Source organism: bacterium, assembly GCA_026708015.1.
Lineage (GTDB): Bacteria > Actinomycetota > Acidimicrobiia > Acidimicrobiales > Bin134 > Poriferisocius.
This window is the reverse complement of sequence record JAPOVT010000017.1, coordinates 1-25,995: the sequence shown is the minus strand read 5'-3', so window position 1 is coordinate 25,995 and position 25,995 is coordinate 1. Positions and strand designations below refer to the sequence as shown.

21 protein-coding genes and 1 pseudogene are annotated in these 25,995 nt (G+C 64.8%); 9 read left to right on the top strand and 13 right to left on the bottom strand.

Going from position 1 to position 25,995, the window contains the following annotated elements; genetic code table 11:
* The first annotated feature begins 86 nt into the window (after window positions 1-86).
* From uppS to OXG30_03505, 3 genes are all read left to right on the top strand, one after another.
* Complete coding sequence (gene uppS / locus OXG30_03515; protein MCY4133968.1) at window positions 87-809, top strand: polyprenyl diphosphate synthase; 723 nt, start codon at window positions 87-89, stop codon at window positions 807-809.
* A gap of 51 nt (window positions 810-860) precedes the next feature.
* Window positions 861-1,574, top strand: coding sequence for a DNA repair protein RecO (gene recO / locus OXG30_03510; GenBank protein MCY4133967.1), 714 nt, complete (start codon window positions 861-863; stop codon window positions 1,572-1,574).
* A gap of 313 nt (window positions 1,575-1,887) precedes the next feature.
* On the top strand, window positions 1,888-2,079 hold the full coding sequence (locus OXG30_03505) for a hypothetical protein (protein MCY4133966.1): 192 nt from the start codon (window positions 1,888-1,890) through the stop codon (window positions 2,077-2,079).
* A gap of 42 nt (window positions 2,080-2,121) precedes the next feature.
* Here OXG30_03505 and OXG30_03500 read toward each other — a convergent pair.
* A pseudogene (locus tag OXG30_03500) lies at window positions 2,122-3,153 on the bottom strand (DUF1524 domain-containing protein).
* A gap of 488 nt (window positions 3,154-3,641) precedes the next feature.
* Between OXG30_03500 and OXG30_03495 the strand changes: the two are divergent.
* Genes OXG30_03495 through dnaG form a run of 3 tightly spaced genes read left to right on the top strand, consistent with a single transcriptional unit; the run spans window position 3,642 to window position 8,397 of the window.
* On the top strand, window positions 3,642-4,979 hold the full coding sequence (locus tag OXG30_03495) for a glycine--tRNA ligase (GenBank protein MCY4133965.1): 1,338 nt from the start codon (window positions 3,642-3,644) through the stop codon (window positions 4,977-4,979).
* A 10-nt stretch (window positions 4,980-4,989) separates the two neighbouring features.
* Complete coding sequence (locus OXG30_03490) at window positions 4,990-6,519, top strand: PEP-utilizing enzyme (GenBank protein MCY4133964.1); 1,530 nt, start codon at window positions 4,990-4,992, stop codon at window positions 6,517-6,519.
* A gap of 9 nt (window positions 6,520-6,528) precedes the next feature.
* Window positions 6,529-8,397, top strand: coding sequence for a DNA primase (gene dnaG / locus OXG30_03485; GenBank protein MCY4133963.1), 1,869 nt, complete (start codon window positions 6,529-6,531; stop codon window positions 8,395-8,397).
* Here the strand turns inward: dnaG and OXG30_03480 are convergent.
* The 8 genes from OXG30_03480 to OXG30_03445 form a co-directional block, all read right to left on the bottom strand.
* Window positions 8,394-9,353 (bottom strand): ribonucleotide-diphosphate reductase subunit beta, encoded by a 960-nt coding sequence (locus OXG30_03480; protein MCY4133962.1) that lies wholly within the window; start codon window positions 9,351-9,353, stop codon window positions 8,394-8,396. The genes dnaG and OXG30_03480 overlap by 4 nt on opposite strands.
* Window positions 9,354-9,490: 137 nt before the next feature.
* Window positions 9,491-11,830, bottom strand: coding sequence for a ribonucleoside-diphosphate reductase subunit alpha (locus tag OXG30_03475; GenBank protein MCY4133961.1), 2,340 nt, complete (start codon window positions 11,828-11,830; stop codon window positions 9,491-9,493).
* A gap of 271 nt (window positions 11,831-12,101) precedes the next feature.
* Window positions 12,102-13,142 carry an ABC transporter ATP-binding protein gene (locus OXG30_03470; GenBank protein MCY4133960.1) on the bottom strand — a complete coding sequence of 347 codons (1,041 nt, stop codon included), beginning with the start codon at window positions 13,140-13,142 and terminating at the stop codon, window positions 12,102-12,104.
* The gene (gene modB / locus OXG30_03465; protein MCY4133959.1) at window positions 13,139-13,993 is read right to left on the bottom strand and encodes a molybdate ABC transporter permease subunit; all 855 of its coding nucleotides are present in this window, start codon (window positions 13,991-13,993) and stop codon (window positions 13,139-13,141) included. Before modB ends, OXG30_03470 begins: the two co-directional genes overlap by 4 nt.
* Entirely contained in the window at window positions 13,990-14,724 is a 735-nt protein-coding gene (gene modA, locus OXG30_03460; protein MCY4133958.1) for a molybdate ABC transporter substrate-binding protein, read from the bottom strand. Before modA ends, modB begins: the two co-directional genes overlap by 4 nt.
* A gap of 14 nt (window positions 14,725-14,738) precedes the next feature.
* Window positions 14,739-17,279, bottom strand: a complete 2,541-nt coding sequence (gene valS, locus OXG30_03455; protein ID MCY4133957.1) for a valine--tRNA ligase — start codon at window positions 17,277-17,279, stop codon at window positions 14,739-14,741.
* A gap of 72 nt (window positions 17,280-17,351) precedes the next feature.
* On the bottom strand, window positions 17,352-18,269 hold the full coding sequence (locus tag OXG30_03450; protein MCY4133956.1) for a pseudouridine-5'-phosphate glycosidase: 918 nt from the start codon (window positions 18,267-18,269) through the stop codon (window positions 17,352-17,354).
* A gap of 47 nt (window positions 18,270-18,316) precedes the next feature.
* Window positions 18,317-19,198 carry a carbohydrate kinase family protein gene (locus OXG30_03445; GenBank protein ID MCY4133955.1) on the bottom strand — a complete coding sequence of 294 codons (882 nt, stop codon included), beginning with the start codon at window positions 19,196-19,198 and terminating at the stop codon, window positions 18,317-18,319.
* Between the two features lie 131 nt (window positions 19,199-19,329).
* Between OXG30_03445 and OXG30_03440 the strand changes: the two genes are divergently transcribed.
* Entirely contained in the window at window positions 19,330-20,289 is a 960-nt protein-coding gene (locus tag OXG30_03440) for an isopenicillin N synthase family oxygenase (GenBank protein MCY4133954.1), read from the top strand.
* Window positions 20,290-20,493: 204 nt separating this feature from the next.
* Here OXG30_03440 and OXG30_03435 read toward each other — a convergent pair whose 3' ends face one another.
* The 4 genes from OXG30_03435 to OXG30_03420 are packed head-to-tail and all read right to left on the bottom strand — an operon-like array spanning window position 20,494 to window position 24,016.
* A complete protein-coding gene (locus OXG30_03435) occupies window positions 20,494-21,786 on the bottom strand; it encodes a cytochrome P450 (GenBank protein ID MCY4133953.1) in 1,293 nt (430 codons plus the stop codon).
* Between the two features lie 21 nt (window positions 21,787-21,807).
* Complete coding sequence (gene hpaH / locus OXG30_03430; protein MCY4133952.1) at window positions 21,808-22,626, bottom strand: 2-oxo-hepta-3-ene-1,7-dioic acid hydratase; 819 nt, start codon at window positions 22,624-22,626, stop codon at window positions 21,808-21,810.
* On the bottom strand, window positions 22,623-23,102 hold the full coding sequence (hpaR, locus tag OXG30_03425) for a homoprotocatechuate degradation operon regulator HpaR (protein MCY4133951.1): 480 nt from the start codon (window positions 23,100-23,102) through the stop codon (window positions 22,623-22,625). The genes hpaH and hpaR overlap by 4 nt, the downstream gene beginning before the upstream one ends.
* A gap of 14 nt (window positions 23,103-23,116) precedes the next feature.
* Complete coding sequence (locus OXG30_03420; protein ID MCY4133950.1) at window positions 23,117-24,016, bottom strand: fumarylacetoacetate hydrolase family protein; 900 nt, start codon at window positions 24,014-24,016, stop codon at window positions 23,117-23,119.
* A gap of 110 nt (window positions 24,017-24,126) precedes the next feature.
* On the opposite strand from OXG30_03420, the gene OXG30_03415 reads away from it, so the two are divergent.
* Together OXG30_03415 and hpaE are read left to right on the top strand one after the other, a co-directional pair.
* Window positions 24,127-24,513, top strand: a complete 387-nt coding sequence (locus tag OXG30_03415; GenBank protein MCY4133949.1) for a 5-carboxymethyl-2-hydroxymuconate Delta-isomerase — start codon at window positions 24,127-24,129, stop codon at window positions 24,511-24,513.
* The coding region (hpaE, locus tag OXG30_03410) for a 5-carboxymethyl-2-hydroxymuconate semialdehyde dehydrogenase (protein ID MCY4133948.1) at window positions 24,513-25,995 on the top strand (1,483 nt) is incomplete at its 3' end. The genes OXG30_03415 and hpaE, both read left to right, overlap by 1 nt.

Here is a 25,995-nt window from a genome sequence, read left to right as displayed (position 1 = left end):
GTGGCCGATGGAAGAATTGGGGAGAAACCGAATCGAAGGCCCTCTCCCGCACACAATTTGGACTAGCGGGGGAGTACCGTGCGGGTGTGGACTTGTCGGGTCATTGCCTGGATCTGAATCGAATCCCCCGCCATGTCGGATGTGTGATGGACGGCAACGGGCGCTGGGCCGAGCAGCGGGGCATGGCCCGCACCGAGGGCCACGAGCAAGGCGAGCACGCCCTGTTCGATGTGATCGAAGGTGCGCTGGAGCTGGGGATCGAGTGGCTCACGGTTTACGCCTTCTCCACCGAGAACTGGAACCGGCCCGATGACGAGGTGCGCTTTCTGCTGAATTTCAACCGCACGATCTTGCGGCGGCGCTGTGATGAGCTGAACGAGATGGGGGTGCGCATCCGCTTCATCGGCCGGCGCGACTGGCGGGTGCCAAAGGGCCTGATCAAAGAGATGGACGAAGCCGTCGAGCTCACCGAGCGCAACACGAGGATGACGCTGGCGGTGGCCTTCAACTACGGCGGCCGGGCCGAGATCGTGGACGCGGTGAAGCGCATCGCCGCTCAGCGGATTCCGTCTCGCATGATCAACGAGCGGACCATCGCCCGGCACCTCTACGACCAGGAGATGCCCGAGCCCGACCTCATCATCCGCACCTCGGGGGAATACCGCATCTCTAATTTCCTGCTGTGGGAGATGGCCTACTCCGAGTTGGTGTTCAGCGACGTGTTGTGGCCCGACTTCACCCGCCACGACCTGTTCGCCGCCATCGCCGAGTACCAGCACCGCCATCGTCGCTTCGGCCGAGTCAGATAACGGGGGCACCATGAGCCTCCGCCCGGAAGGTGGAGTGGGAGACTAGGTGCAGTGAGCCTGTATCGGGACCAGGGGATCGTGCTGCGCACCTACAAGTTGGGTGAGGCCGACCGCATCGTGGTGTTCTGCACCAGAGGGCACGGCAAAGTGCGGGCGGTGGCCAAGGGCGTTCGCAAGACCCGCAGCCGGTTCGGGGGGCGCCTTGAGCCCACCAGCCATGTGCAGGTGCAGTTACACCGGGGTCGAAGCGAGCTTGATGTGGTGACCCAGACCGAGACGGTGGATCAGTTTCGCGCCGTGCGGGAGGATCTGGGTCGCCTCGGCAAGGCCATGGCCATGCTGGAGGCGGTCGACCGGGTGGGCGTCGACCGGGAGTCCGACGGCGCGCTGTACCGGATGCTGCTGGGCGGGCTGCGGGCGTTGGACGCAGGCGACTCGCCGCTGGTGGTTCCGGCTTTCTACCTCAAGCTCTTGGTTCACGATGGAGTCGGTCCCGAGGTGGGGGCATGCGCATCATGCGGGGCAACCGACGACTTGGCGGCCTTCGACTACGGCAGCGGCGGAGTGCTGTGCCGGGGTTGCCGCCGAGGATCGGCGCTGTCGCCCGACGCGCTGGAGTTGTTGCGCATGGTGCTGGGCGGCAGTCTCAGCGCTGCCTTGGCACTGCCCCCATCGCCGGCCACCGGTGAGGTCGACCACCTGGCCACCGCCGCCATGGAACACCACCTCGAACGCCGCCTCCGCGCCGCCGGAGCCTACAGCTGAGAAGAAAACAATAGTAATTGAAAATAATGGAAACTTACTATTGTACTGCCCGTGTCAATTCCGGTCTCATGGTTTCCGGCTCTCAAGCCCGACCAAGTGCTTCGGCTGCTTCGCAAAATCGGATACCAGAAGGTCCGCCAGAGAGGCTCACATGTCCTTTTGAGAGCCGAGGGCAGACAAACGATCCTCGTCTCGATGCACAAGGGTAGGACGATGAAACCCAAGCACTTGCGGACAATGCTGGTTGATAGGGTTGGGTTGACTGACCAAGAGATCAAGGCATTACTCGGACTTTCTCGTGGGAGGACAGGAAATGGCCAAGGTCGTAATCACTAGAGACGACGACGGCAGCGGAGACTGGCTGGCCGAGGGTGACATTGGCGAATCCGCCTACTACGCCAACGCTGCCACCCTCAGCGAGCTTGAGGCCATGATCCAGGAAGCCGGAGAATTGATAGGCGTTGACCCAGAGGTAGTCATCGCTCCAGAGGCAGCCACGGCCTGATCCTCGCACCTAACACAGAATTCATACGGTTGGGGAAGACGATCATGCTTCGCTTTCACCGTTTCCCATCTGTCTTTCGAAGGCTTGGCGGACGAGATACATCATGTACTGCAGATCTTCGAAGTTGCTGAGCCCCACCTCTACGTCGCCGTTCCCCCACCTTCCGAAATTGGTGACGTCTTTAGCCAGGCCTCTCGGGTCGTGAAGCTCTTGGAAGCTCATATTGAGCGAGAGCCGGAGTCGGGAAACTTGGGGGACAACATCGGCGAAGTTAGTCTCCGCCTTGTAGGCCACGTAGAGCTTTAGGAACTCCTCGGTGACCACGGGGTTCAATGCGAGAACTTCTTTGCGGAATGCATCGAATAGCGGTCGGCATTTACTGCCCGAGCTGAGGTTCGGATGGTCCTCGATCGTGTAGGAGGTGACCGGCACCTGATCCGGCAGCGCTCGGTACCCTGCAAGCCGTTCTTCCGGCAGGTACACGGCCTCCCAGACCCTAGAAGCTAGGTTGGCTAGGGCTTTTGCACGGTCATTGATTGCCCGTTCATCCCAGCGTTCCCGCTCTCCGATACCTTCGTTGAGCTTCAGGGGGCTCATCTTGAACCCGCCCTTCACGTCGCGCTTTTGGGCGAAGGGTCGGTCGCTGTACTCCGAGTTATAGCCGGTGAGGGTGAGGTTGCCGAGGGTGTGCAGGTACTTCTCGTGGATATGTTGCCAGTCGGGACCGAGGTCGGTTTGCCACTGTGCCGAAAGGTTCTTGTTCTGTGGCATGATGTGCTCGACGGTGTACTCGCCGACGGAGACCCGTTCCTTGCGCTCATGGTTTTCTAAGCGGCGAAGTGAGTAGATGTGATTTCGGAAGTTGTAGACATCTCGGTTTTGCAAGTCGTGCTTGAACTCATCATTTCCTGGAAACCGCTGATATGACGGCATCAAGAGGAAATGGGCCTTGACGCTCTCTAAGTAGCGATCCTTCTTGAGGTGACGCCCGAATGTTGCAAATGTTGTGTTGAGTGAGTTCGTCGGTATCGAGCAAACCGCACGGCGGAACACATACGCTTCGACCAGCCGCACTGCCTTGTAGAAGTCGTTCTCGCTCGTCCTCCTCCTCCTCCCGGTTCAACAGGTAGTAGTTGCGGACCTTGCGGGCGGAGAATCCGTCTATTGGTTCCTCATCGCCGAGGTGCCTTGCCAGAGCTGTCGACACTCGCGCTCCGTCCAGCTGTAGGTGCGTTGGTAGACGGGGATCACGAATTGTGGCGATTGCCTGAGGAAGCTGAGGAGCTTGGTTTCTGTCGCTTTCATTGCGAGGTGCCTCCGACGAATTTCTTGAGTGGTACTTCGGTCACGTCTGGGCGCAAAGGTAATTGCAACAACCTGCTAAGGCCGTATCGAGCAGATCGGGATCGGTGAGCACCATTGTCGAGTTCCACGGGGAACCCTTCGATTGTCTTGGTGATCGACACGAGGTCGAAGTCCGCGTCGTCGGAAATCAATTGATCCTATGGAAGACGCCGTTTTCGGTGTCAGGCCGGTTGCCGGGGGCCGGTAGCCTGCGGGCCATGAGCGGTGGCGACGCCGAACGGGGCGCGGGCGACGATCTGATGGACAAGGTGGTGAACCTCTGCAAGCGGCGGGGGTTCGTGTACCAGTCGGCCGAGATTTACGGCGGGTTCCGCAGCGCCTACGACTATGGCCCATTAGGCGTGCTGCTGCTTCGCAACGTGAAGGACGCCTGGTGGCGGACCATGGTGCAGCTCCGCACCGATGTGGTGGGCCTGGACGCCTCAATCCTGTCGCCTCCCGAGGTGTGGGAGGCGTCGGGACACTTGACCAACTTCACCGATCCTCTGGTGGATTGCCGCGGCTGTGGCACCCGCCACCGAGAGGACCAGCTGGAAGACCCCGAGGCCTGTCCTAGCTGCGGGGAGCGGGGCCAGTTCACCGAGGCCCGGGAGTTCAATCTGATGTTCCGCACCCAGGCCGGTCCGGTGGCTGGGGCCGGGGCTGACGTTTACCTGCGGCCCGAGACCGCCCAGGGCATGTTCATCAACTTCGCCAACGTGCTGAACACCGTGCGCAACAAGCCGCCGTTCGGCATCGCCCAGATCGGCAAGTCGTTCCGCAATGAGATCACCCCGGGCAACTTCATCTTCCGCACCCGGGAGTTCGAGCAGATGGAGATGGAGTTCTTCGTGCCCCCCGACGAGGCCGCCATGTGGTTCGAGTACTGGTGCGGTGCTCGGATGGACTGGTACACCGAGTTGGGCATTCCCGCCGACAAGCTGCGGCTCCGGCCCCATGATGCCGACGAGCTCAGCCACTACTCGACGGGGACCGCCGATGTGGAGTACCTGTTCCCCTGGGGGTGGGGCGAGTTGGAGGGCATCGCCAACCGCACCGACTACGACCTCACCCAGCATTCCCAGCACTCTGGCGTCGACTTGGACTACTACGACCAGCAGGCTGACGAGCGCTACCGGCCCCATGTGATCGAACCGGCCGCCGGGGCCACCCGCACAATGATGGCGTTCCTGCTGGCCGCCTTCGACACCGAGGAGGTGCGGGGAGAGTCCCGTACCGTGCTGCGGCTGCACCCCCGGTTGGCCCCGTACAAGGCGGCGGTGCTTCCCCTGTCAAAGAAGCCGGAGCTCCAGTCGGTGTCCGAGGAGGTGCTGGGCTTGCTCCAGCCCCGGTGGATGACCGACTACGACGTCACCCAGTCGATCGGCCGCCGCTACCGGCGCCAAGACGAAATCGGTACCCCCTTCTGCGTGACCGTGGACTTCGACACCCTCGAAGACCGGGCCGTCACGGTGCGGGACCGGGACACCATGGACCAAGACCGGGTGCCCATCGACACCTTGATCGAGCACCTGGACGCCAAGCTCGGACTGTGAGATAGACACAGTGACCAGCCCGGTTGTCGCTGCGGTGAACGCCGTCGGGCGCGGTGAAATGGAACAGGCCGAGGCGGTGATGGGGGTTTCCCCCATCGACATCGAGGATCTGCTCCACGCCAAGATGGCCGACGGCCCATCGGGGCCGGTGGTCGCCCACGGGGTGGCCGCCTCGCCGGGAGCGGCATCAGGACGGGTATGCCTATCGGTGGACGCGGTGCTCGACGCCGACGACGAAGGCGTTCCCGCCGTTTTCGTGCGCACGTTCACCACGCCGGCCGATGAAGCGGCTATGTCGGTCGCCGCGGCCATCATCACCGCCAAGGGGGGCATGGCCAGCCACGCGGCGGTGATCGCCCGAGGCTGGGGCATCCCCGCGGTGGTGGGAGTGGAGATCCTTTCGGTGGACGTGGCGGCGGGGGCGGCCCGGCTGGGTGAAATGGAGCTGCACAATGGCGATCCCATCACCGTGGACGGCTCGGCGGGCACCATAATGCTGGGTGCCACCGAGGTGGGCGACGTGGAGGTCCCCGACGAGCTGTTCCGGCTGCTGGAGTGGGCTGACGAATTGCGCGCCGGGTGCCTGGGGGTGCGGGCCAATGCCGACGACGCCTTCTCGGCCCGGCTGGCCCGGGAGTTCGGAGCGGACGGCGTGGGTTTGTGCCGCACTGAGCACATGTTTCTGGGGGAGCGGCTCCCGATCATCCAGCGAGCCATCACCCACGGCGACCGGGCCGCCCTGGACGCGCTGGCTGAGGCCCAGGTGGGCGACCTGGTCGATTTATTGGAGGCGATGGACGGGCTGCCGGTGATTGTGAGGCTGCTCGATCCTCCCCTGCACGAGTTCCTGCCCGACCATCCCGAGTTGGTTGAGGAAAACCCCATGCTCGGCGTGCGGGGCGCCCGGCTGGGGGTGCTGCGCCCCGAGCTGTACCGGGCTCAGGCCAAAGCAGTGGCCGAGGCGGCTGCCCGTCGGGTGGCCGACGGGGGCAATCCGCGGGTGCAGGTTATGGTGCCGTTGGTGGTGGGCGGCCCCGAACTGGCCCACGTGCGGGCCGCGGTGGCCGACGAGCTCGCCGGATTCGAGAGCCGCCTGGCCGGGCGGGCCATCCCGGTGGGTGCCATGATCGAGACCCCGCGGTCGGCGCTGGCTGCGGCCGAGATCGCGGACTGCGCCGACTTCTTGTCAGTGGGCACCAACGATTTGACCCAGATGACCTTCGGGTTTTGCCGCGACGACATCGAGGCCAGGATCATGCGCCCCTACATCGACCACGGCCTGCTGGCGGCCAATCCCTTTGAGACCCTGGACACCGGCGGAGTGGGCCGGTTGGTAGCCGACGCGGCGGCCGCGGCCCGCGCCGCTCGCCCTGGAATCGAGATCGGGGTGTGCGGAGAGCACGGCGGCGACCCGGCGTCGATCGCGTTCTGGGCTGCCTCGGCGGTGGACTACGTGTCCTGCTCCCCGCACCGCGTTCCCGTGGCCCGTCTGGCGGCTGCCCAGGCGGTGGCCTCCCAACCTGTCGCTGGCTCCGCGTAGTCTCACGCTGTGGGCATCCACGACGAAGACGTGGCCCGGGTGAGAGAGGCGACGGACATCGTCGCGGTCATCGGCGAATACGTACAGCTGAAGCGGGTGGGGCGCCGCTGGCAGGGGCTGTGCCCTTTCCATGCCGAGAAAACCCCGTCTTTCTCGGTCAATGCCGAGATGGGGGTGTACCACTGCTTCGGGTGCAAGGTCAGCGGGGACGCAATCACCTTTCTTCGAGAGGTGGAACACGCTGATTTCGTCGAGGCGGTGGAGCGCCTGGCTGGGCGGTCGGGCATCACGCTGCGCTACACCTCGCCCGGCGAAGGCGCCGATCGCCAAAAGCGGGGCAAGCTCACCGAAGCCCTTGAGCAGGCGGTGGAGTGGTATCACAAGCGGCTGTTGACCGCGGCCGATGCCGGCCCGGCCCGGGGCTACCTCCGCCACCGGGGCTACGACGGCGATGTGGTGCGCCAGTACAAGCTGGGATGGGCCCCCGACGACTGGGACGCGCTGGCGACGGGTCTCGGGGTGGGCACCGACAAGGGAATGGCAGCGCAGGTGTTCTCTGACTCCGGCCTGGGATTCCGCAACAAAGGCGGGCGCATCCAGGACAGCTTCCGGGCCCGCTTGCTGTTTCCCATCTTCGATCCCAGCGGCAAGCCAGTTGGCTTCGGCGGACGGGTGCTGCCTGGCGGGGACGGTCCCAAGTACAAGAACTCGGTGGATAACGCGGTATATCGCAAGTCCCGGGTGCTGTATGGGCTCAATTGGGCCAAACAGGACATAGTGAACGCCGGCGAGGTGATCGTGTGCGAGGGCTACACCGACGTAATCGGTTTCGCTCAGGCCGGCATCGCCCGAGCGGTGGCCACATGCGGAACCGCCCTCACCGAGGACCATGTTCGGGTGCTGCGCCGGTTCGCCCCCCGCATCGTGCTGGCCTTCGATGCCGACTCCGCCGGCCAGACCGCGGCCGAGCGATTCTCTCAGTGGGAGCACGCCTTTGAGCTGGAGGTAGCGGTGGCCGACCTGCCTCCGGGGGCTGACCCCGGTGACCTGGCCCAGAGCGATCCGGAGCGGCTAGTGGCCGCGGTCTCTGACGCGGTGGACTTCATGGACTTCCGCATCAACCGGGTATTGGGCGAGGCCGACCTGTCGTCGGTCAAGGGGCAGGTCCGGGCAGGGGAGCGGGCCGCCCGCCTAGTAGCCGAGCACCCCAATCCGGAGATCAGGGACAAGTACCTGGTGGAGGTAGCCGACCGCTGCTCGGTGAACGCCGACCACCTGCGGACAGTGGCAGCCGACGCTCGCCGCCGCGGCCCGCGCCGGGCACCCCGCCCCGCGGCGGAAGACGCCCCCCACCCGGCTGACACAGTGCATGAGTCCAGTGGCGACCGTGGCGACTACTCGGAATTCGAGGGCAATGGGGCCGATGGGAGTCCTCCTCCCAACAACGTGGAGCGCCAAGTGCTGTGGCTGGCGGCCAACGAGCCCGATGGGGTGTGGCCGGAGATCGACCCCGAGCTGTTCCACCATCCTCTCTATCGGGGGGTGTTCGAGGCTCTGCTGGAATACCCCGATATGGACACTCTGTTGGTTGAGGCCGACCCAAGGGTGACAGAGCTCATGCGGGAGCTGGTGGTGGACGAGGACGAGGAGCTGCGGATGAGTCGCCATCGACAGGACGTCGTGATGGCCATCTTGTTGTATGAAAAGGCCCAGCGGGAGTTGACCTACCTGGAGCGCCAGGCCCGCACCGGCTCAGCCGACGAGGAGCTGCTGCGCCGGGTGGCCAGCTTGAAGACATCCATGGACCAGCTCCGGGAATCGGAGTGGGAGCCCGACCAAGCCCGGGCACTGCTGGAGATGTTGCGACCGGGGACTTAGAAGTCCTCGTCGAAGGCGACGTCGCCCTCGACACCCACTTGGTAGGAGGCCACGGTGCGCTCGAAGAAGTTGGTCAGCTCCTGCACATCTTGGAGCTCCATGAACGAGAACGGGTTCTTGGATCCGAATTGCTTGGGCAACCCCAGCTGGCTCAGGCGCTGGTCGGCTACGAATTCCAGGTAGCGGCGGGTGTCGGCCACCGACATGCCGGGCACGCCCTGGCCCAGCAGATCCTCGGCGAACTGGTACTCGCAGTCCACCGCTTCGCGGATCATGGTGGTGACCTGCTCGCTGAGCTCGGAGTCGAACAGCTCTGGTTCCTCGGCCCGAACGGTGTTGACCACCTCGAGGGCGAAATTCATGTGGCAGCTCTCATCGCGGAACACCCAGTTGGTACCGGCGGCCAGCCCGTTCAACAGCCCTTTGGACCGAAGGAAGTACACGTAGGCGAACGCCGCGAAGAAGAACAGCCCCTCAATGCAAGTGGCGAAGCAGATCAGATTCAACAGGAACTGACGACGCTGCTGAGGGGTGTCGCACTGGTCGATGTCGTCCATTGAATTCATCCACCGGAAGCAGAACTCGGCCTTCTGGCGGATGGAGGGAATGTTGTCGATAGCGGCGAACGCGGCCTCCCGCTCATCGAGGTCGGGGATGTAGTTGTCCAGCAAGGTCAGATAGAACTGGACGTGCAGGGCCTCTTCGTAGAGCTGCCGGGACAGATACATCCGGGCCTCGGGGGCGTTGACGTGGCGGTAGAGGTTCAGAACCAGGTTGTTGGCCACAATGGAGTCCCCGGTGGCGAAGAAGGCCACCAGTCGGTTGACCAGATGCTTCTCGGCCGGCAACAAGGTGCGCTCCAAATCCACCAGGTCATCGGAGAAGTCGATCTCGTCCACTGTCCAGGTGTTCTTGATGGCGTCGCGGTACATGTCGAAGAACTGCGGATAGCGCATGGGGCGCAGCGTCAGATTGAAGCCGGGATCGAGGATGCGCCCTACGGACGGTGCGGCTGCGGGTGCCGGAGGCGTCGATTCTGGTGACGGGTTGAGGCCCAGGTCTTCTTCAATGAACGGGGTTTCTGCCAGAGCCATTATTCGCATGCCTCACAGGTCTCGGGGTTTTCCAAGGAACAGGCCACCGCTTCAGCGTCGGTTACCGGGGCAGAAGCGGTGGCTGTGGGGGTACCGCCGGTGGTGGTCTGGTTGATCCGGGTGGCCGGTCGGGATCTCAGGTAGTAGGTGGTTTTCAGCCCTGACTTCCAAGCGTGCGAGTACATGGAGCTGAGCTTGCCGATGGTGGGGGACTCCATGAACAGATTCAACGACTGGGACTGGTCGATGAATGCCCCCCGGTCGGCGGCCATGTCGATGAGCGAGCGCTGCGGGAGCTCCCATGCGGTGCGGTACACCGCCTTGAGGCCGTCGGGGATGCGCTCGATGTCGGCCACCGAGCCCTCGGATCGCTTCACATCGGCGATCATCTGGTCGTCCCACAGGCCCAGCTCTTGGAGATCGCGAACCAGATAGCGGTTGATCTGCAAGAACTCGCCGGAGAGGGTTTCCCGCTTGAACAGATTGGATACCTGGGGCTCAATGCACTCGTAGCACCCGGCGATGGAGGCGATGGTGGCGGTGGGGGCGATGGCGATGAGCAGGGAGTTGCGGAGGCCGTGCTCGGCGATGCGGTCCCGCAGCGTTTGCCACCGGGCCGGATCGGAGGACTCCTTGCCCCACAGATCGAACTGGAGCTGGCCGCTGGCCGCCCGGGTTTCGGGGAACGCCGAATGGGGTCCGTGCTTTTCGGCCAGCTCAGTGGAGGCCCACAGGGCGTTGAAGTAGATCTCCTCGGAGATGCGGGCCGACAGTTGGCGGGCCTCGACGCTGTCGAAGGGCATGGCCAAATGGAAGAACACGTCTTGGAGGCCCATTAGGCCCAGGCCCACTGGGCGCCACTTGGCGTTGGAGTTAGCCGCCTCGGCGGTGGGGTAGAAGTTGATGTCGATTACCCGGTCCAAGAAGGGCACCACACTGCGGACGACCTCGCCCAGCCTCTCGAAGTCCATCTTGCCGCTGTCGGTATCGACGAAGGCCCCGAGGTTGACCGAGCCCAGGTTGCACACTGCGGTCTCATCGGCGCTGGTGACCTCGATGATCTCGGTACACAGGTTGGACAGGTGTACGGTGCGGCCTTCTTGGCCGGTTTGGTTGCACCGCAGGTTGGAGGCGTCTTTGAAGGTCATCCAGCCGTTGCCAGTCTGGGCCAGGCACCGCATCATGCGGCTGTAGAGCTGGCGGGCGGGGAGCTGGCGCTCGTACAGCCCGGCAGCCTCGGCTTCTGCATAGGCCTCCCGGAACTCATCCCCGTAGAGGTCGGTGAAGTGGGGGACCTTCTTGGGGTCGAACAGCGACCACTGCCAGTCCTGTTCCACCCGCTCCATGAACAGGTCGGGAACCCAGTTGGCCAGATTGAGATTGTGGGCCCGGCGGTTGTGGTCGCCGGTGTTCTCCTTGAGTTCCAAGAAGTCCTCGATGTCGGCGTGCCAGGTCTCCAGGTAGACGCAGGCCGCGCCCTTGCGCTTGCCCCCCTGGTTGACGGCGGCCACCGAGCTGTCCAGGGTCTTTAGCCACGGCACGATGCCGTTGGACAGGCCGTTGGTGCCCTTGATGAGCGATCCCTTGGAGCGGATGCGGTGCCAGGCCACGCCGATGCCGCCGGCGAATTTCGAGAGCCGGGCGATGTCGGTGTAGCGCTGGTAGATGCCCTCGAGGCTGTCGGTGGGGGAGTCGAGCAGGTAACACGACGACATCTGGGGATGGGCGGTACCGGAGTTGAACAGGGTCGGGCTCGAGGGCAGGTAGGCCAGCGAGCTCATCAAGTCGTAGAAGGCGATGGCCTCATCGGCGTCGGCCGACAGGCCGCAGGCCACCCGCAAGAAGAAGTACTGGGGGGTCTCGATCACCTGGCGGGTGTCGGGGTGGCGCAGCAAGTAGCGGTCGTACACCGTGCGCAGGCCGAAGAACTCGAAGTTTCGGTCGCGCAGCGAGCTGATGGAGGCATTCAGCGCGGGGGCGTATTTCTCGGCGAAGTCAGCGGTCTCATCGCTGATCAGGCCCAGGCTGTGGCCGGTTTTGATCGACTCGGTGAACCAGGGGATGTTCTGGTTGCGGACTTCTTTGTCGATGCAGGTGGACAGGAGCCGGGCGGCCAGCTTGGAGTAGTTGGGCTCGGTGACGATGAGCCCGGCCGCGGTGCGGATGGACAGCTCGTCGAGCTCTCGGGTGGTGGCCCCGTCGGCCAGGGCGGAGATGGTCCGGGTGGCCACCCGCATTGGGTCGACTCCCACCAGCCCCTCGCCACAGCGGGCAACTGCGTTGACGATCTTGTTGACGTCTACCGGTTCCAACTCGCCGTTGCGCTTGCGCACTCGCATCCCAGTGTCGGCGGTTGCATGCTCTCCGTTCTGGACGGCATCGGCCCCGTTGGTGCCTACTGCGGCCAGTGGCTCCTGTATGAGTGTCATCAGTCCCCCCTGCGGACGAGGCTTGGATGCTGCAAGCGCGAAGTTCTCAAAGTGTAATTACAAAGGGGAAACTTCATCAATGAACTTCTTTAGCGCGACGCTCTGACCAGGGGTTTCGCGCTCAAGGAATTTCTCAGGGTGCTCCAGAAGGCTCTTTGGCGCGCGCGTCCGCGCGCGCGGATTAGGCCTCTCGAACGGTCAATTCGGTGGCTTTGAGGGCGGCCCAGCACCTCGACCCGGCGCTCAGGCCGAGTTCTTTGGCGGCTTGGGGCGTGACCCATACGTGGCAGGGCGCCGGTGCCCCTAACAGCACCCGTACGCGGTCGCTCTCGGGCTGGATACGGGCCACCTCGGCCTGCCAGGTGTTGCGGGCGCTGGTGTGGGGCTGGGCCGTTGACAGAGTGACGGCGGCGGGGGAGAAGGTGACCAGTACTGGTCCGGTCATGGGCGTGGCCGTGGTGAGGGCGAGCCCGCAGTCAAGGGCCACTTGGGTGCCGGCGGCATGCCCGGTGAGCAGGTTGATGTCTAAGAGTCCGGCAGTCCACGGAGTTCGGGGGTCGGCAGTCACCTCCTCGGGGGTGCCGGCTTGCACAATCTGTCCCTGCTCCATGACGAGGAGTTGGTCGGCCAGCACCCGGGTCTCCACCGGGTCGTGAGTGATCAGCACTCGGGTGGCGGGAATGTCGGCCAACAGGTGGCGAACGTCGGTGCGGGTCTCGGCGTCGAGGGAGGCCAGGGATTCGTCGAGCAGCAGCACGTCGGGCTGGCAGGCTGCCGCCCGAGCCAAACCCACCCGCTGGGCCTGACCGCCGGAGAGCTGGGCGGGACGCAGGTGGGCCAAGTCGGCCAGCCCCAGTTTTTGGAGCCACCCCTCTGCTAGCTGGCGGGCCGGTCGGGTGGCCATACCCGAGCACCGAGGGCCGAACGCCACATTGTCCACCACGCTGAGGTGGGGAAACAGCAGGTTGTGCTGGCTGTGCAAGGCGATGGGGCGGCGGTCGGAGGGCACCCAGATGCCTTGAGCAGGATTGTCGACCACTTGACCAGCCAGCGCGATCTTGCCCTGTTGCAAGGGGATCAGCCCGGCCAGCACATGGATGAGGGTGGTCTTGCCTGCACCGTTGGGACCGACGATGGCGGTGCAGCTTCCTTGGGGGGCGTCGAACACGGCTTGGATGGTGAAGCCTCCGGTGGCGGCGTGGATTTCGGCTTGGATGCTCATGACGGAGACGTCTTTGTGGAGTCATCGGGTTGGCGGGTGCGGGGGGCGATCCAGCGGTGGCGCAGGCCGATGAGCACGAGCAGCGACACCCCGATCAGCAGCACCGACATGGCAATAGCTGCCTCGGGCTGTCCGGCCTCGTTGGCCTGGGCGATGGCCAGAGGCAGCGTGCGGGTGCGCCCCGGGTGGTTGCCGGCGAAGGTAATGGTGGCCCCGAACTCGCCCAGAGCCCGGGCCCACGACAGAGTGGCCCCTGCGGCCAGCGACGGGGCCAGCAGCGGCAGGGTGATCCGACGAAAAACGGTCCAGCGGCGGGCGCCCAAGGTGGCCGCCGCCGACTCCAGGCGGGAGTCGAGTTGGCGCAGGCCGGCCTCGGCGGTGATCACGAAGAACGGCATCGACACGAAAGCGGCGGCGATCACCGCGCCCGCGGTGGTGCCGATGAGGGTGTCCAGGCCGAACCAATTGTGCAGCGCCCGGCCAACGAGCCCCCGGCGACCGAGGGCGAAGAACAGGGCGATGCCTCCTACTACGGGAGGCAGCACCATGGGCAGCAATACCACGGCCCGGACCAATGCCCGCCCCCGGAACGAAAGCCGCGCCAGCACCCAGGCCAGAGGCAGCCCCAGCACCACCGACACTGCCGCGGCCAGAAGCGACACCACCACCGACACTCGGAGGGCCTCCAAGGTGGCGGTTTCGCCCAGGGTTGTGCCCAGCGACGACCACGGAGTCCGCTGCAACAGGCCCACCAGGGGCAGGGCAAGAATGGCCACTGCAATGACGGCCATAACCAGAACCGCAATCGACGGCCGGCGGTTCGGTTCTTTAGAAGTGGCACGGCCGGTCATGGGGTATCGAATCCGTGGCTCCAGAGGATGCGCTGGCCGTCGGGCCCGAGGACGAAGTCCACGAAATCGGCGGCCACGGCCCGATCGCTGACCGCGGCCACTGGGTAGTCGTTGAACCTGATTTGGGGGCCTAGGGGCACGGATGCCACTTTGCTGCCGCCTGCCGCCACGTCGGTGGCATACACCAGACCCGCGTCGGCCTCGCCCAGCGTCACCTTGGTGAGCACGGCCCGCACACTTGTCTCCTCGGTGTCGGGGTCGACGTCTACCCCGGCGTCCGAAAGCACGGCCCGGGCGAGGGCACCACAGGGCACCTCGGGGGCGCATGCTGCCAAAACCAAGTCGTCATCGGACAGGTCTTCCAGTTCAGTGACGTTGCCGGGATTGTCGACCGGCACCACCAATGCCAGTCGGTTGCGGACGAACAAGACAGGAGGTGCGGCAGTACGCCCCTCGGCCTCAACCCGGCTCATGGTGGCGGCGTTGGCCGATGCGAACACGTCGGCCCGGGCGCCGGCGCTGATCTGGGCGGCCAGCCGGGCACTGCCCGCGAAGTTGAGCTTCACGTCGACGTCGGGGTTGGCGGCCTCGTACTCGTCGGCCAAGTCCTCGAACGCCTCCGCCAGCGACGCCGCCGCGTACACCGTCACCGTGGTCTCGCCTCCACCCCCGCATCCTGTCACCAACCAGGCAAGAACCCCGGCCAGTACCCCGAGAGTTCGTGGCTGCACGGCACGTCGCTTCGTCAGGCCGCGGTCTCGGTTTCCAGCTCCGCGGTCACCGACAGCTCCGAGCCCACCGCAGTGAGCAGTTCCTGGCATCGCCCGGCGTCGGCGACGTCGTCGGCCACCTGCTCCAAGATGGCCAGCCGCTCGGCGGTGTCGGTGATAGTGGCGGTGGTGACCGCGGTGGCCAGGCGCACCTTGGCGTCGCTCTTGATGCGGCGGATCTCCCGCAGGGCGTCGGCCGCCACTGCCGCGGCCTCGGGGTTCACATCGCCGGCCGCACCCCGCAGTTCGGCCCCGACGGGCCAGGGGGAGCGGTGGACCGAGCCCTCCTGCCACCACGACCACACTTCTTCGGTCACATAGGGAAGGAACGGGGCGAACAGCTTGAGGTAGGCGGTGAGGGCCGTCTCCAGGGTGTAGCGGGCCGACTCGCCCGCCGCTCCGCCCCGGCCGCCGTAGGCCCGGTTCTTGACCAGCTCCAGGTAGTCGTCGGTGAACGACCAGAACGACGTCTCGGTACTCTCCAGGGCTCGGGCATAGTCGCCCTTGTCGAAGGCGACAGTGGCGTCGTCGATCAGGTTGGCCAGGTGAGAGAGCAGGGCCCGGTCGAGGGTCTCGGTGGCCTGGGCATTGGTGGCGGGCTCTTGGCCCAGCACGAATCGGCTGGCGTTGAGGATCTTCACCGCCAAGCGCCGGCCCACCTTCATCTGGCCCTCCTCGAAGGCGGTGTCGGTGCCGGGCCGTCCCGACGAGGCCCAGTAGCGCAACGCGTCGGCCCCGAAGGCCTCCAGGGTGTCCATGGGGGTGACCACATTGCCCTTCGACTTGGACATCTTCTTGCGATCTGGGTCGAGCACCCATCCTGAGATGGCCGCGGTGGACCACGGCAGCCCGTCGTGTTCGAAGTGGGCCCGGGTCACGGTGGCGAACAGCCAGGTGCGGATGATCTCGTGGGCCTGGGGGCGCAGGTCCATGGGAAAGGTGCGCTCGAACAGGTCGGGGTCGTCCTCCCAGTAGCAGGCGATCTGGGGGCTGAGGGAGGAGGTGGCCCAGGTGTCCATCACATCGGGGTCGGCGGCAAAGCCGCCGGGCTGGTCCCGCTGATCTTCGGTGTAACCCGGAGGTGTGTCGGAGGAGGGATCGATGGGGAGTCTGGCCTCGTCGGCGGCGATGGGGTGGTGGTAGTCGGGATGGCCGTCGGCATCGAGCGGGTACCAGATTGGGAAGGGAACGCCGAAGAATCGTTGGCGGCTGATGAGCCAGTCGCCGTTCAATCCGCCCACCCAGTTCTCATAGCGGACCCGCATGTGCTCGGGCACCCAGTTCAGCTCCCGGCCCCGCTGGATGAGGGCGTCGCGCAGGGTTTGGTCGCGTCCTCCGTTGCGGATATACCACTGGCGGGACGTGACGATCTCGAGGGGGCGCTGGCCCTTCTCGAAGAACTTCACCGGGTGGGTGATGGGCTGGGGCTCGCCGATCAGCTCGCCTGACTCGGTGAGGAGCTCGACCATGCGCTGCTGGGCGCCGTGGATGGTGCGCCCGGCGATCTCGGCATAGGGGGCGGGGTCGACGCCGTCGGGAGCATCGGCCACGATGCGGCCGCCTCGGTCGACGATGGCCCGCACCGGCAGGTCCAACTCCCGCCACCAAGTCACGTCGGTGGTGTCGCCGAAGGTGCAGATCATGGCCGTGCCGGTGCCCTTTTCGGGATCGGCCAGCTCGTGGGCCACCATGGGGACCGACGCCTTGAACAGCGGGGTGATGATGGTCTGGCCAAATAGGGGCTGGTAGCGCTGGTCGTCGGGGTGGGCCACCACGGCCACGCACGCGGCCAGCAGTTCCGGCCGGGTGGTATCGATCAGCAGGTCGCTTCCGTCGGGGCGCTTGAAGGCCAGGCGGTGGTAGGCGCCGGGACGCTCCCGGTCTTCCAATTCGGCTTGGGCCACCGCGGTGCGAAAGGTCACGTCCCAAAGGCTGGGGGCCTCGCTTTGGTAGGCCTCGCCCCGGGCCAGGTTGCGCAGGAAAGCCCGCTGGGAGGCTCGCCGGCTGCGCTCATCGATGGTGGCGTAAGTGAGGGTCCAGTCAATGGACAGGCCCAGACGGCGCCAGAGATCCTCGAAGGCCTGCTCGTCGGTGGCGGTGAGCTGTTCGCACAGCTCGACGAAATTGCGCCGGGAAATGGGGAGCTGGTCTTTGCCGGGGTCGTCGGGGGGCTGGAAGTCGGGGTCGTAGGGAAGGGAGGGGTCGCAGCGCACGCCGAAGTAGTTCTGCACCCGGCGCTCGGTGGGCAGGCCGTTGTCGTCCCAGCCCATGGGGTAGTACACCTGCTTGCCTTGCATGCGGCGGTAGCGGGCGAGGGTGTCGGTGTGGGTGTAGCTGAAGATGTGACCCACGTGGAGGCTGCCGCTGACCGTGGGGGGCGGGGTGTCGATGGAATAGACCTGGTCGCGGGTCGCGGTGCGGTCGAACCTATACGTGCCGTTGGCTTCCCAGATTTCGTCCCACTTGGCTTCGAGGCCCTCGAGCGCGGGCTTCTCGGGGACGTTGCGGGCGGTCATCGCCTGGTCATCGTACTGCTGTATTGGTGGCGGGTTGCAGTCGTTACGCGTGGGGTCGTTGGCACCACCCTTCTAGTTTTGGGACTCACATGGCGATGTGAGGTGCTGGGCGATCAGCGCGGCGACCTTCGCGTTGTTGACCACCAGCTCTTTGTTCGCTTCTAGGCTCTCGCCGTCGGTTGCATCGACGAGCCATTGCAGTAGGAATGGGGTGAGTTCTTTGCCGCTGATGCCCTCAGCATCGGCGTGAACGCACGCTTGGGCGATTGCCGCCTCGATGCGGTTGGTGGGGATCGCGGCGTGTTGTGGGATGGGGTTCGCGATCACGGCACCGCAGGCTGGGTAAAGGCTCCAGTGGGTGTGAAGGTAGCCGCCGATGGCTTCGGGACTGTCCAATTGGAGATTGACCTCATGGGGACTGTCGATGCTGTAGAAGGACGGGAGCGTCGTCGTCTGGTAGCCGACGATCGGGACACCACGGGTCTCTAGGTACTCGGTGGTCTTGGCGACATCGAGGATCGACTTGAAGCCTGCGGACACAACGGCCACGGGGGTGCGGGCGAGCTCTTCGAGGTCGCCGCTGATGTCAAAGGTGAATTGCGCGCCGCGGTGGACGCCGCCGATCCCACCCGTGGCGAAGATCTTGATACCGGCGAGAGCGGCGAGCTTCATCGTTACTGCGACGGTGGTGCCGCCAGTTTGACCAAGGTAGAACGACGCGGCGAGATTCTGGTTGCCGATCTTGACGAGCTCCGGGCCGGGCTGGCCGAGCCGGTCAAGCTCCTCGTCAGTGAGTCCGATGCGGGCGACGCCGTCGACGACCGCGATCGTGGCTGGGGTTGCGCCGTTGGCGCGAACGGCTGCTTCCACGCGGCGGGCGGTCTCGACGTTGTCAGGTGCGGGCATTCCGTGGGTGATGATGGTGGACTCGAGAGCAACGATCGCTTCCTGGTTGGCTGCCGCGGCGGCGACTTCGTCGCTGAGCACGATGTGGGTTGTGTGCTGCGAGTTCAATTCATCTCCTGGGGACTTCCGGCCTACTGGGGGCCGGGGGTGAGTTCGCTTGCGATGGCTGCGGCTTGCTCGGTGGCAAGCTCGACGAGTTTGTCGGGGCCGATGAGGTCGCAGAATCCCTTAACGAGTGCTGCGGTGAACGCGTCACCGGCGCCGGTCGTGCTGAGCGCGCGAATCTGTGGCGCCGAGAGGAATCCGCCGCAGCCTTCTTGGTCGGCCCAGACGACACCGTCGGGTCCGAGCGTCACGTAGACGGTGGCGACACCAGCGTCAAGGAGCCACTGCGCAGCTCTGCGAGCTGTCTCGGTGTTGTGAATGTCGATCCCGGTGAGCGCGGTCGCCTCAGCGCGGTTTGGCTTCAGCGTGTGGACGCGATCCAGATAGGGCCGAATCCGGGGTGCCTTGGCGACCGAGGTTGTGTCGACGAACACGGTAGGGGAGAGGCTGGTGATCTCATCGAGGGCCTCGTCACCGACGTTGCAGTCCACAACCACAACCCGGGCGTGGCGCAAGAGTTCCGTGCGCGCGGCGATGGCTTTGCGGTCCACGACTGCGGTGATGGCCATGTCGTTGACGGCCATGAGGGGCTCGCCGTTCGCGTCAACGATCGACAGGTAGGTGGCCGTCGGGTGCTGGGAGGTCCACAGCACCGACGAGAGATCAACACCGCTTTTTGCAGTGCGTTCGTAGATGAGTTGGCCGTGGTCGTCCTCTCCGAGGGCGGTTACCAGGTGGGTTTGGAGTCCGGTCGAGGCCAGATTCGCGGCGATGTTGCGGGCGACGCCACCAGCCGAGATCGCGACGGCACCAGGATTCGATTCGTTTGGCAATGGTGGCGTGGAGCATCGGCCCTCGATGTCGACGTTCGCTCCGCCAATTACGACAACATAGGGCTCGTCGGCCACGACGTTGCCGCGCCCCCTTGCCTTGCCTTGAGCCGTGAGGTTGCTGATGTGGGTGGCGACCGATGAGCGGGTGATGCCGACACTGTAATGCGGGGCATAATTGGCCAGAGGCTGAGGGAGGGTCCATGGCGATGAGCATTCCGGTCGTAGACCTGAGTGGCCCTCGCGACGCGGTCGTACGCCAGATCGATGACGCCGCAGCGAACGTTGGGTTTTTCGCCATTGTTGGCCATGGCGTCGACGGCCACACGATCGACACCGCTTGGAATGAGATCGTTGCGTTCTTCGGTCAATCTCACGACGTCAAGATGACTGCGCATCACCCAACGGATGCGAACCATCCCTATGGCTACCACCCGCCCCAACAAGAGACCCTCGCGGCATCTCTGGGGCAGGCGACACCCCCGGACCTCAAAGAGACCTTCAACGTGGCACCCCCCAAACACCACCCTGATCCCACTGGCGCGTTCGGGGGCAACGATCGACTCTGGCCGTCGCACCCAGCCATGCTTCGTCCGGCCTGGGAGGCGTACTACGACGCGATGGAGAACCTCGCCGGGCGCATCCTTCAACTGATGGCCGAAGCCCTCCACCTGCCGACAATGCACTTCGAACCATCGATTGACCAACACCTGGCCGCGCTGCGCGGCATTCACTACCCGCCTGTCACCCAGCCCGCGGAGGAGGGACAGCTGCGAGCAGGTGTTCACACTGACTACGGGACCCTCACAATCTTGTTGCCGGGTGAGGGCACTGGAGGACTCGAAGTTGAACACGTCGAAGGCCACTGGGTCCCGGTCGAGCCAATCGACGGCTGCTTCGTGATCAACACTGGCGACCTCCTCGCGCAATGGACCAACGATCGATGGCGCTCTACTCGTCATCGCGTGGCTCTCCCTGCAACCGAGCGGGCACGGCACGAACACCGCTATGCGATTGCGTTCTTCCATCTGCCGAACTGGCACACCGAGGTGACGCCAATCGAAACCTGCGTCAGTGCAGCCAACCCGGCCAGGTATGGCACCGTGGAAGCCGGGCCGTGGCTTCAGGCAAAGTTCAATTCTGCGTACGGGGGTAAGCCCTCAGCTTGATGTGGCGGGGTTATGGGCGTAGTGGTGAGGGTCTTGGCCTCTAACTAGGCGGATGTCGAGGCGGGGGTCGAAGTTGCCGATGGTTTTGGTCTCACCGTGCCAGATGTCTTCGCAGTGGGAGCTGGCGTAGTGGACGGCGATGGCGCGGCGGAGGTTCTCGGTGCGGTTGTAGCTGGAGCCGTGGACGAGCAGGGGATCGTCGTGTCAGTCCCATGCCACTTGGAGTTCGGTGGGGCCGCGGAAAGTGATGTTGGGGAAGTAGTTGAGCCTTTGGTCATCCACTAGGCGCAGCGTCGGTATCCTCTCAGCCAGCGCTTCGATGACCAGCTGGGTCTCGAATTTCGCGAACTTGGCCCCCAGGCAGTAGTGGACGCCTTTGCCGAAGGAGATGTGGCGGTTGGCGTTGTGGCGGTGGATGTTGAAGTCGTCGGGGGCGGTCCAAATGTCGCCTTGGCGGTTAGCCGACGCGAAGTTCATGAAGATAGAGGTGCCGGCGGGGACGTTATGGCCGCCGATTTCGGTGTCATGGGTGGTGATGCGACGCCAGGAGATCTGGCTGGAGTTGTAGCGGAGCACTTCCTCGATGACGTTAGGGATGAGCGACGGGTCGGAGCAGACCTCGGCCCAGACATCTCTGCGGGGAAGCAGGCATAGCAGGGAATTGCAGATCAGCGCAGTGACTGCTTCGTGGCCGGCAAACGACAGGCCGTAGACCACTGACTCCACCTCCCGGTAGGACATGTCGCCGGGGTTGGCCTCGTGGGCGTCGATGAGCTCGGAGGCGAAGTCGTCGCCCCGGTTGTCCCGTTTGGAGGCGGTGAATTCGCGGCAGTAGCGCCAGTAGGCCAGCATCTGCTCGGCGATTTCGGATTGCTCGGCGGGTGTGGGATTTCCCCAGGAGAAGGCTTTGCGGTCGCCGCACCACTGCTTGAGGGTCTCGTCGTCGCCTTCGGGGAAGCCGATGAAGCGGAAGACCGTCTCGCCGGGCAGGGGGAAGGCGAACGCGTCGACGAATTCGGCGGGTGGCCCGGCTTCGAGCATGGTGTCGATGAGCTCGTGGCTGCGGCGGCGGATGTAGGGCTCAAGAGTTTTGATCCGCTTGTTGGAGAATCCGGCTCGGGTGTACACCCGGATGCGGCCGTGGTCGGGCTCGGAGCGGTTGGACATGACCGCCACTGGGTCGAAGTCCTCGGCTGAGAGGATGGCTTGGGCCTCGGGGGCGAGGGGGAAGACCGGGTCCTGCACGTTCACCGATGCGAACGTCTCGTGGTCGGTGAAGATCCGCTCAATGTCCTCCATACGGGTCACCACCAGATAGCCGAGGGACTCGGCGTAGAACACGCCGTGCTCGTCTCGGAGCGCAGCGGCGATGGCGTAGGGCTCGTTGAGATATTCGGGGTTGAGTGGGCTCCAGGTGGCATGGAGGGGACAGCCTGACGGTGGCGGGGGCACGTCGGTGCGCTGCTGGTGGTAACTGCGCTTTTCGCCGTCAGACATGGCCGAGCCTTCTGCGTGCCTTTAGTCGAAGCCCAGCTCGAACGAGCCGAGCGGGCCGAAGTCGAAGCGGAACTCGTCGCCGGGGCGGATGTCGATGGGGCGGGTGAATGAGCCGGCCAAGATGGTCTGGCCGGCTTCGAGGGCGAGACCTTGTTCGGTGTAGCGGCGGGCCAGCCAGGCGATGCCCGCCGCGGGGTGGTCGAGCACGCCAGCAGCGATCCCCGTCTCCTCGATGACGTCGTTTCGGTAGCCCAATGCGCCGACCCACCGCAGGTCGATCTCCCGGGGGCCCACGGGGGTCGCCCCGCAGACGATGCCGGCGTCGGCGGCGTTGTCGGAGATGGTGTCGATCACAGTGCGGGTGCGGCCGGTTTCGGGGTCGGTGCGATAGGAGCGGGCGGCAAGGAGCTCGACCGCAGGGCACACGTGGTCGGTGGCGTCGAGCACTTCTTCAACCGACAGGTTGTTCCCGGCGAGATCGGCTGCCAGCACGAAGGCGAGCTCGATCTCCAGTTTGGGATCGCAAAAGCGGGAGGCCCGAATCGTGGAGTCGGGTTTGAAGACCATGTCTCGGGTCAAGAACCCCGAGTCGGGGGTGGTGATGTTCATGGCCGTCTGCATGGCCCGTGACGTGAGCCCTATCTTGTGGCCTACCAACTGCTCGCCCCGTTGGATTTTGCGCTGGAGCCATGCTGCTTGCACCAGGTAGGCCTCGTCGATGGTCATGTCGGGGTAGACCGAGGTTGTCTGGCGAACCTGGGTGGCGGTGGCCTCGGCTTCGTCGAGCAGCGCGGCCTCGGCCTCAATCTGCTGGGAGGTGAGTGGAGCAGAGCTAGTCATGAGGCAGCCTTCTCAACGTCATCCACGGTCGCTTCCAGTTGCGCCAAGTCGTGAAGCTCAACCAGCAGACGCCTGAGGCGCTCAGAGCCGAACTCGGCCTCGATGGCGTTGTACCGCCGCTCCGACTCGGGGGCGATGGTGTTGACCAACGCAGCACCCTCTGAACTGAGGGTGATGAGAGACCGGCGCTGGTCCGAGCGGTGGGGGCGACGATTGATCAGCCCGTCGTGTTCCAGCTTGGCCAAGATCCGGGACAGGCTGGGGGCCAACAGGATGGCCCGCTCGGCCAGCTCACTGACCTCGAGCGGCTCGGAAGCGGCGATCAAGGCGCGGAGTACTCGCCACTGCTGTTCGGTCAGGCCGTAGTCGGCCAGCATGGGTCGGAACAGTCGCATGGTGGCTTCCCGGGCCCGAAGCAGCGTGATAGGAAGCGACTCCGAGAACGCCCGCATAGGGGGTGGGGTTGGATCGGGCATCGATGAGAGGCGGTTCATTGGGGAGGGGGAGAGCTGAAGGCCGCGTTGGGCGATCCGGGCGGAAATTCGTCGGCGATGGTGTTGCGCAGCGTTCCGATCTCGGGGGCGCACACCTCGACCACATCACCGGGTTCTAGCCACACCGGCGGATCGAAACGGGCGCCGGCGCCGGTCGGGGTTCCGGTGAAGATCACATCGCCGGGGCGCAGGGTGGTAAAGGTGGACAGATAGTGGATCTGGTAGGCGATGGAGTACTTCATCGTGGCGGTTGTGCCATCTTGGCGCAGTTCCCCGTTGACCCTGGTGGTGAGGTGGAGCCATTCGAGATCTCCGATCTCGTCGATGGGCACTAGCCAAGGGCCGAGCGCCCCTGAAGACTCCCAGTTTTTGCCTTGGGTGACGTTGAACTTGGCATGGCGTACCCAATCTCGGATCGTGCCCTCGTTGCCCAGGCTGAGCCCGGCGATGTGATTGCGTGCCTCGGAAAGGGGGATTCGCCGGCCGTCCTTGCCGATGACCACCACGATCTCCCCTTCGTAGTCGAGTTGCGGGCTTTCCGGGGGGCGGACCAGCGGACGTTGGTGTCCGGTGAAGGAGTCGGGGAACCGAACGAAGACCGACGGGTAGGCGGCATCGGTCCGGTCGGCGTACTCCGCGGCCCGCCCGCTGTAGTTCACGCCGATGCAGAAGATCTTTCCCGGCCAGGGAATGAGCCGTTCAAAAGTGATCTCCTCCGCGGGGTGGTCTCCGGTGTCACCAGCGTGGGATCGGGCCTCGTCGATCCGATCGACGGCGATCAGCTCTTGAAGATCGGCAACGTCGGTCATCCGGCGACCAAGATCGACAACCCCTTCGGTGCCTATCACGCCAAAAGTGGCCTTGTCGTTGATCGAATAAGACAGGAGACGGGTCATCAGACTCCGTTCGAGAGAGGTGATCGGCCGGCAACGGCCGAGATGGTGAACATGTTAATCATCTGGTTAGGATTGGGACAATCCCTGATGTCGGCCCTGGAGAACCGTTCTTGCCCCACATCACTGTCGAGCATTCTGAGAATTTGGCCGAGCACCACGACATCGACGCGTTGGTTGCCGCGATACACACCGCCGCGCTCGATCATGGGCTTCCAGAGTTGGCTGCCCTGCGGACCCGAGCGGTGTCGCGTCGGCATTACCGAATCGCTTCTGGCGATCCTCTATTCGGGTTCGTGGCCATTGACTGTCGGATCGCGCCGGGGCGCGACGCGGCAGCCAAACACTCTTTCCTCGAGCAGGTGCTCGACGCGGCGGAGGCCCAGCTGGAATCCGAGGGCAGTTCCTTACATATCGCCTGGTCGATGGAGATCACCGAGGTCAACCCTGAGTTCCGGATCAACCGCAACCGGGTCCGAGACGCCCTAGGGCAAAGCTGATGGCCGCTGCTACCCACACGCTTGAAGAGAACCTCAAGGCGGCTAACCAGCACTTGGCCCGCTTTGCCTATGCGCCGCTGCCCCACCTAATCGGGGCCGACACTCCGCTCTCGGACTCGGGCGAGACTTTCGCCAACGCCTCTCCGATCGACGGCGAGCACCTCGCCGACGTGGCTTCGGGAAACGCCGCCGACATTGACGCCGCGGCTCGGGCCGCCGACAAGGCCTTTGGCGCATGGAGCGCAACCCCGGGCACCGAGCGCAAACAGATCCTCCATCGAATTGCCGACTTGATCGTCGAGCGAGCCCACCAGATCGCGGTGACCGAGTGTGTGGACACCGGGCAGGCCATCCGCTTCATGTCCTCAGCGGCGCTACGTGGCGCAGAGAACTTCCGGTTCTTTGCCGATCAGGCTCCTGGCGCGGCCGACGGGAAGTCGCTGCCGTCGGCTGATCACGCCAACTACACCACCCGTCATCCCATCGGGCCGGTCGGTGTGATCACTCCCTGGAACACCCCCCTTATGCTCTCGACTTGGAAGATCGCCCCCGCGCTGGCCGCCGGCTGCACCGTGGTGCACAAGCCCGCTGAGTGGAGCCCGCTCACCGCGCAGCTGCTGGCTGAGGCCGCACTCGAAGCCGGGCTGCCCCCGGGCGTCCTAAACGTCGTCCACGGGCTGGGGGAGACCGCGGGCAAGAGCCTCACCGAGCACCCGGCCATCAAGGCCATCGCCTTTGTGGGCGAATCGGCCACCGGCTCGCTCATCCAGGCTCAGGGGGCGCCCACCCTCAAGCGGGTGCATTTCGAGCTGGGGGGCAAGAATCCGGTGATCGTTTTCGACGACGCCGAGATGGAGCGGGCCCTGGACGCGGTGATCTTCATGATCTACAGCCTCAACGGAGAGCGCTGTACGAGCTCGTCGCGGGTGTTGATCCAAGAGTCGATCTACGACCAGTTCACCTCTCGAATCGCCGACAAGATGGCCACGGTGCCTGTGGGTCATCCGCTCGATCCGAGTTCGGTGATCGGCCCCCTCATCCATCCCCGCCATCTCGACAAAGTGTGCAGCTATGCAGACATAGCCGCTGCTGAGGGAGCCAATGTCGTCCAGGGTCGTGGCTGGCCCGACGCCCCGCCCGAGGGCAACTGGGTGGCGCCAATGCTGTTCACCGGTGCCAGCTCTGACATGCGCATCGCCCAAGAGGAAATCTTCGGCCCGGTGCTCACCGCCATTCCGTTCTCCGACGAGGCCGATGCGGTGAAGATTGCCAACGACGTTCCCTACGGGCTAGCCGCCTACTTGTGGACTGGGGATGTCGGCCGAGCCCATCGAGTGGCCAGGGCGCTGGATGCGGGCATGATCTGGGTGAACTCGCAGAACGTCCGCCATCTCCCCACCCCGTTCGGGGGGACCAAGGCTTCGGGGATCGGCCGCGACGGCGGCGACTGGAGCTTCGACTTCTACATGGAGACCAAGAACA

What these genes read in the sequence shown, in the direction of transcription:
- hpaR (MCY4133951.1), bottom strand. Translation starts at nt 23,102, where the DNA reads ATGCCCGATCCAACCCCACCCCCTATGCGGGCGTTCTCGGAGTCGCTT.
- modB (MCY4133959.1), bottom strand. Translation starts at nt 13,993, where the DNA reads ATGACCGGCCGTGCCACTTCTAAAGAACCGAACCGCCGGCCGTCGATT.
- OXG30_03435 (MCY4133953.1), bottom strand. Translation starts at nt 21,786, where the DNA reads ATGTCTGACGGCGAAAAGCGCAGTTACCACCAGCAGCGCACCGACGTG.
- hpaH (MCY4133952.1), bottom strand. Translation starts at nt 22,626, where the DNA reads ATGACTAGCTCTGCTCCACTCACCTCCCAGCAGATTGAGGCCGAGGCC.
- OXG30_03495 (MCY4133965.1), top strand. Translation starts at nt 3,642, where the DNA reads ATGAGCGGTGGCGACGCCGAACGGGGCGCGGGCGACGATCTGATGGAC.
- OXG30_03470 (MCY4133960.1), bottom strand. Translation starts at nt 13,142, where the DNA reads ATGAGCATCCAAGCCGAAATCCACGCCGCCACCGGAGGCTTCACCATC.
- OXG30_03505 (MCY4133966.1), top strand. Translation starts at nt 1,888, where the DNA reads ATGGCCAAGGTCGTAATCACTAGAGACGACGACGGCAGCGGAGACTGG.
- OXG30_03440 (MCY4133954.1), top strand. Translation starts at nt 19,330, where the DNA reads ATGAGCATTCCGGTCGTAGACCTGAGTGGCCCTCGCGACGCGGTCGTA.
- OXG30_03480 (MCY4133962.1), bottom strand. Translation starts at nt 9,353, where the DNA reads ATGCGCTATCCGCAGTTCTTCGACATGTACCGCGACGCCATCAAGAAC.
- valS (MCY4133957.1), bottom strand. Translation starts at nt 17,279, where the DNA reads ATGACCGCCCGCAACGTCCCCGAGAAGCCCGCGCTCGAGGGCCTCGAA.
- OXG30_03475 (MCY4133961.1), bottom strand. Translation starts at nt 11,830, where the DNA reads ATGCGAGTGCGCAAGCGCAACGGCGAGTTGGAACCGGTAGACGTCAAC.
- OXG30_03420 (MCY4133950.1), bottom strand. Translation starts at nt 24,016, where the DNA reads ATGACCCGTCTCCTGTCTTATTCGATCAACGACAAGGCCACTTTTGGC.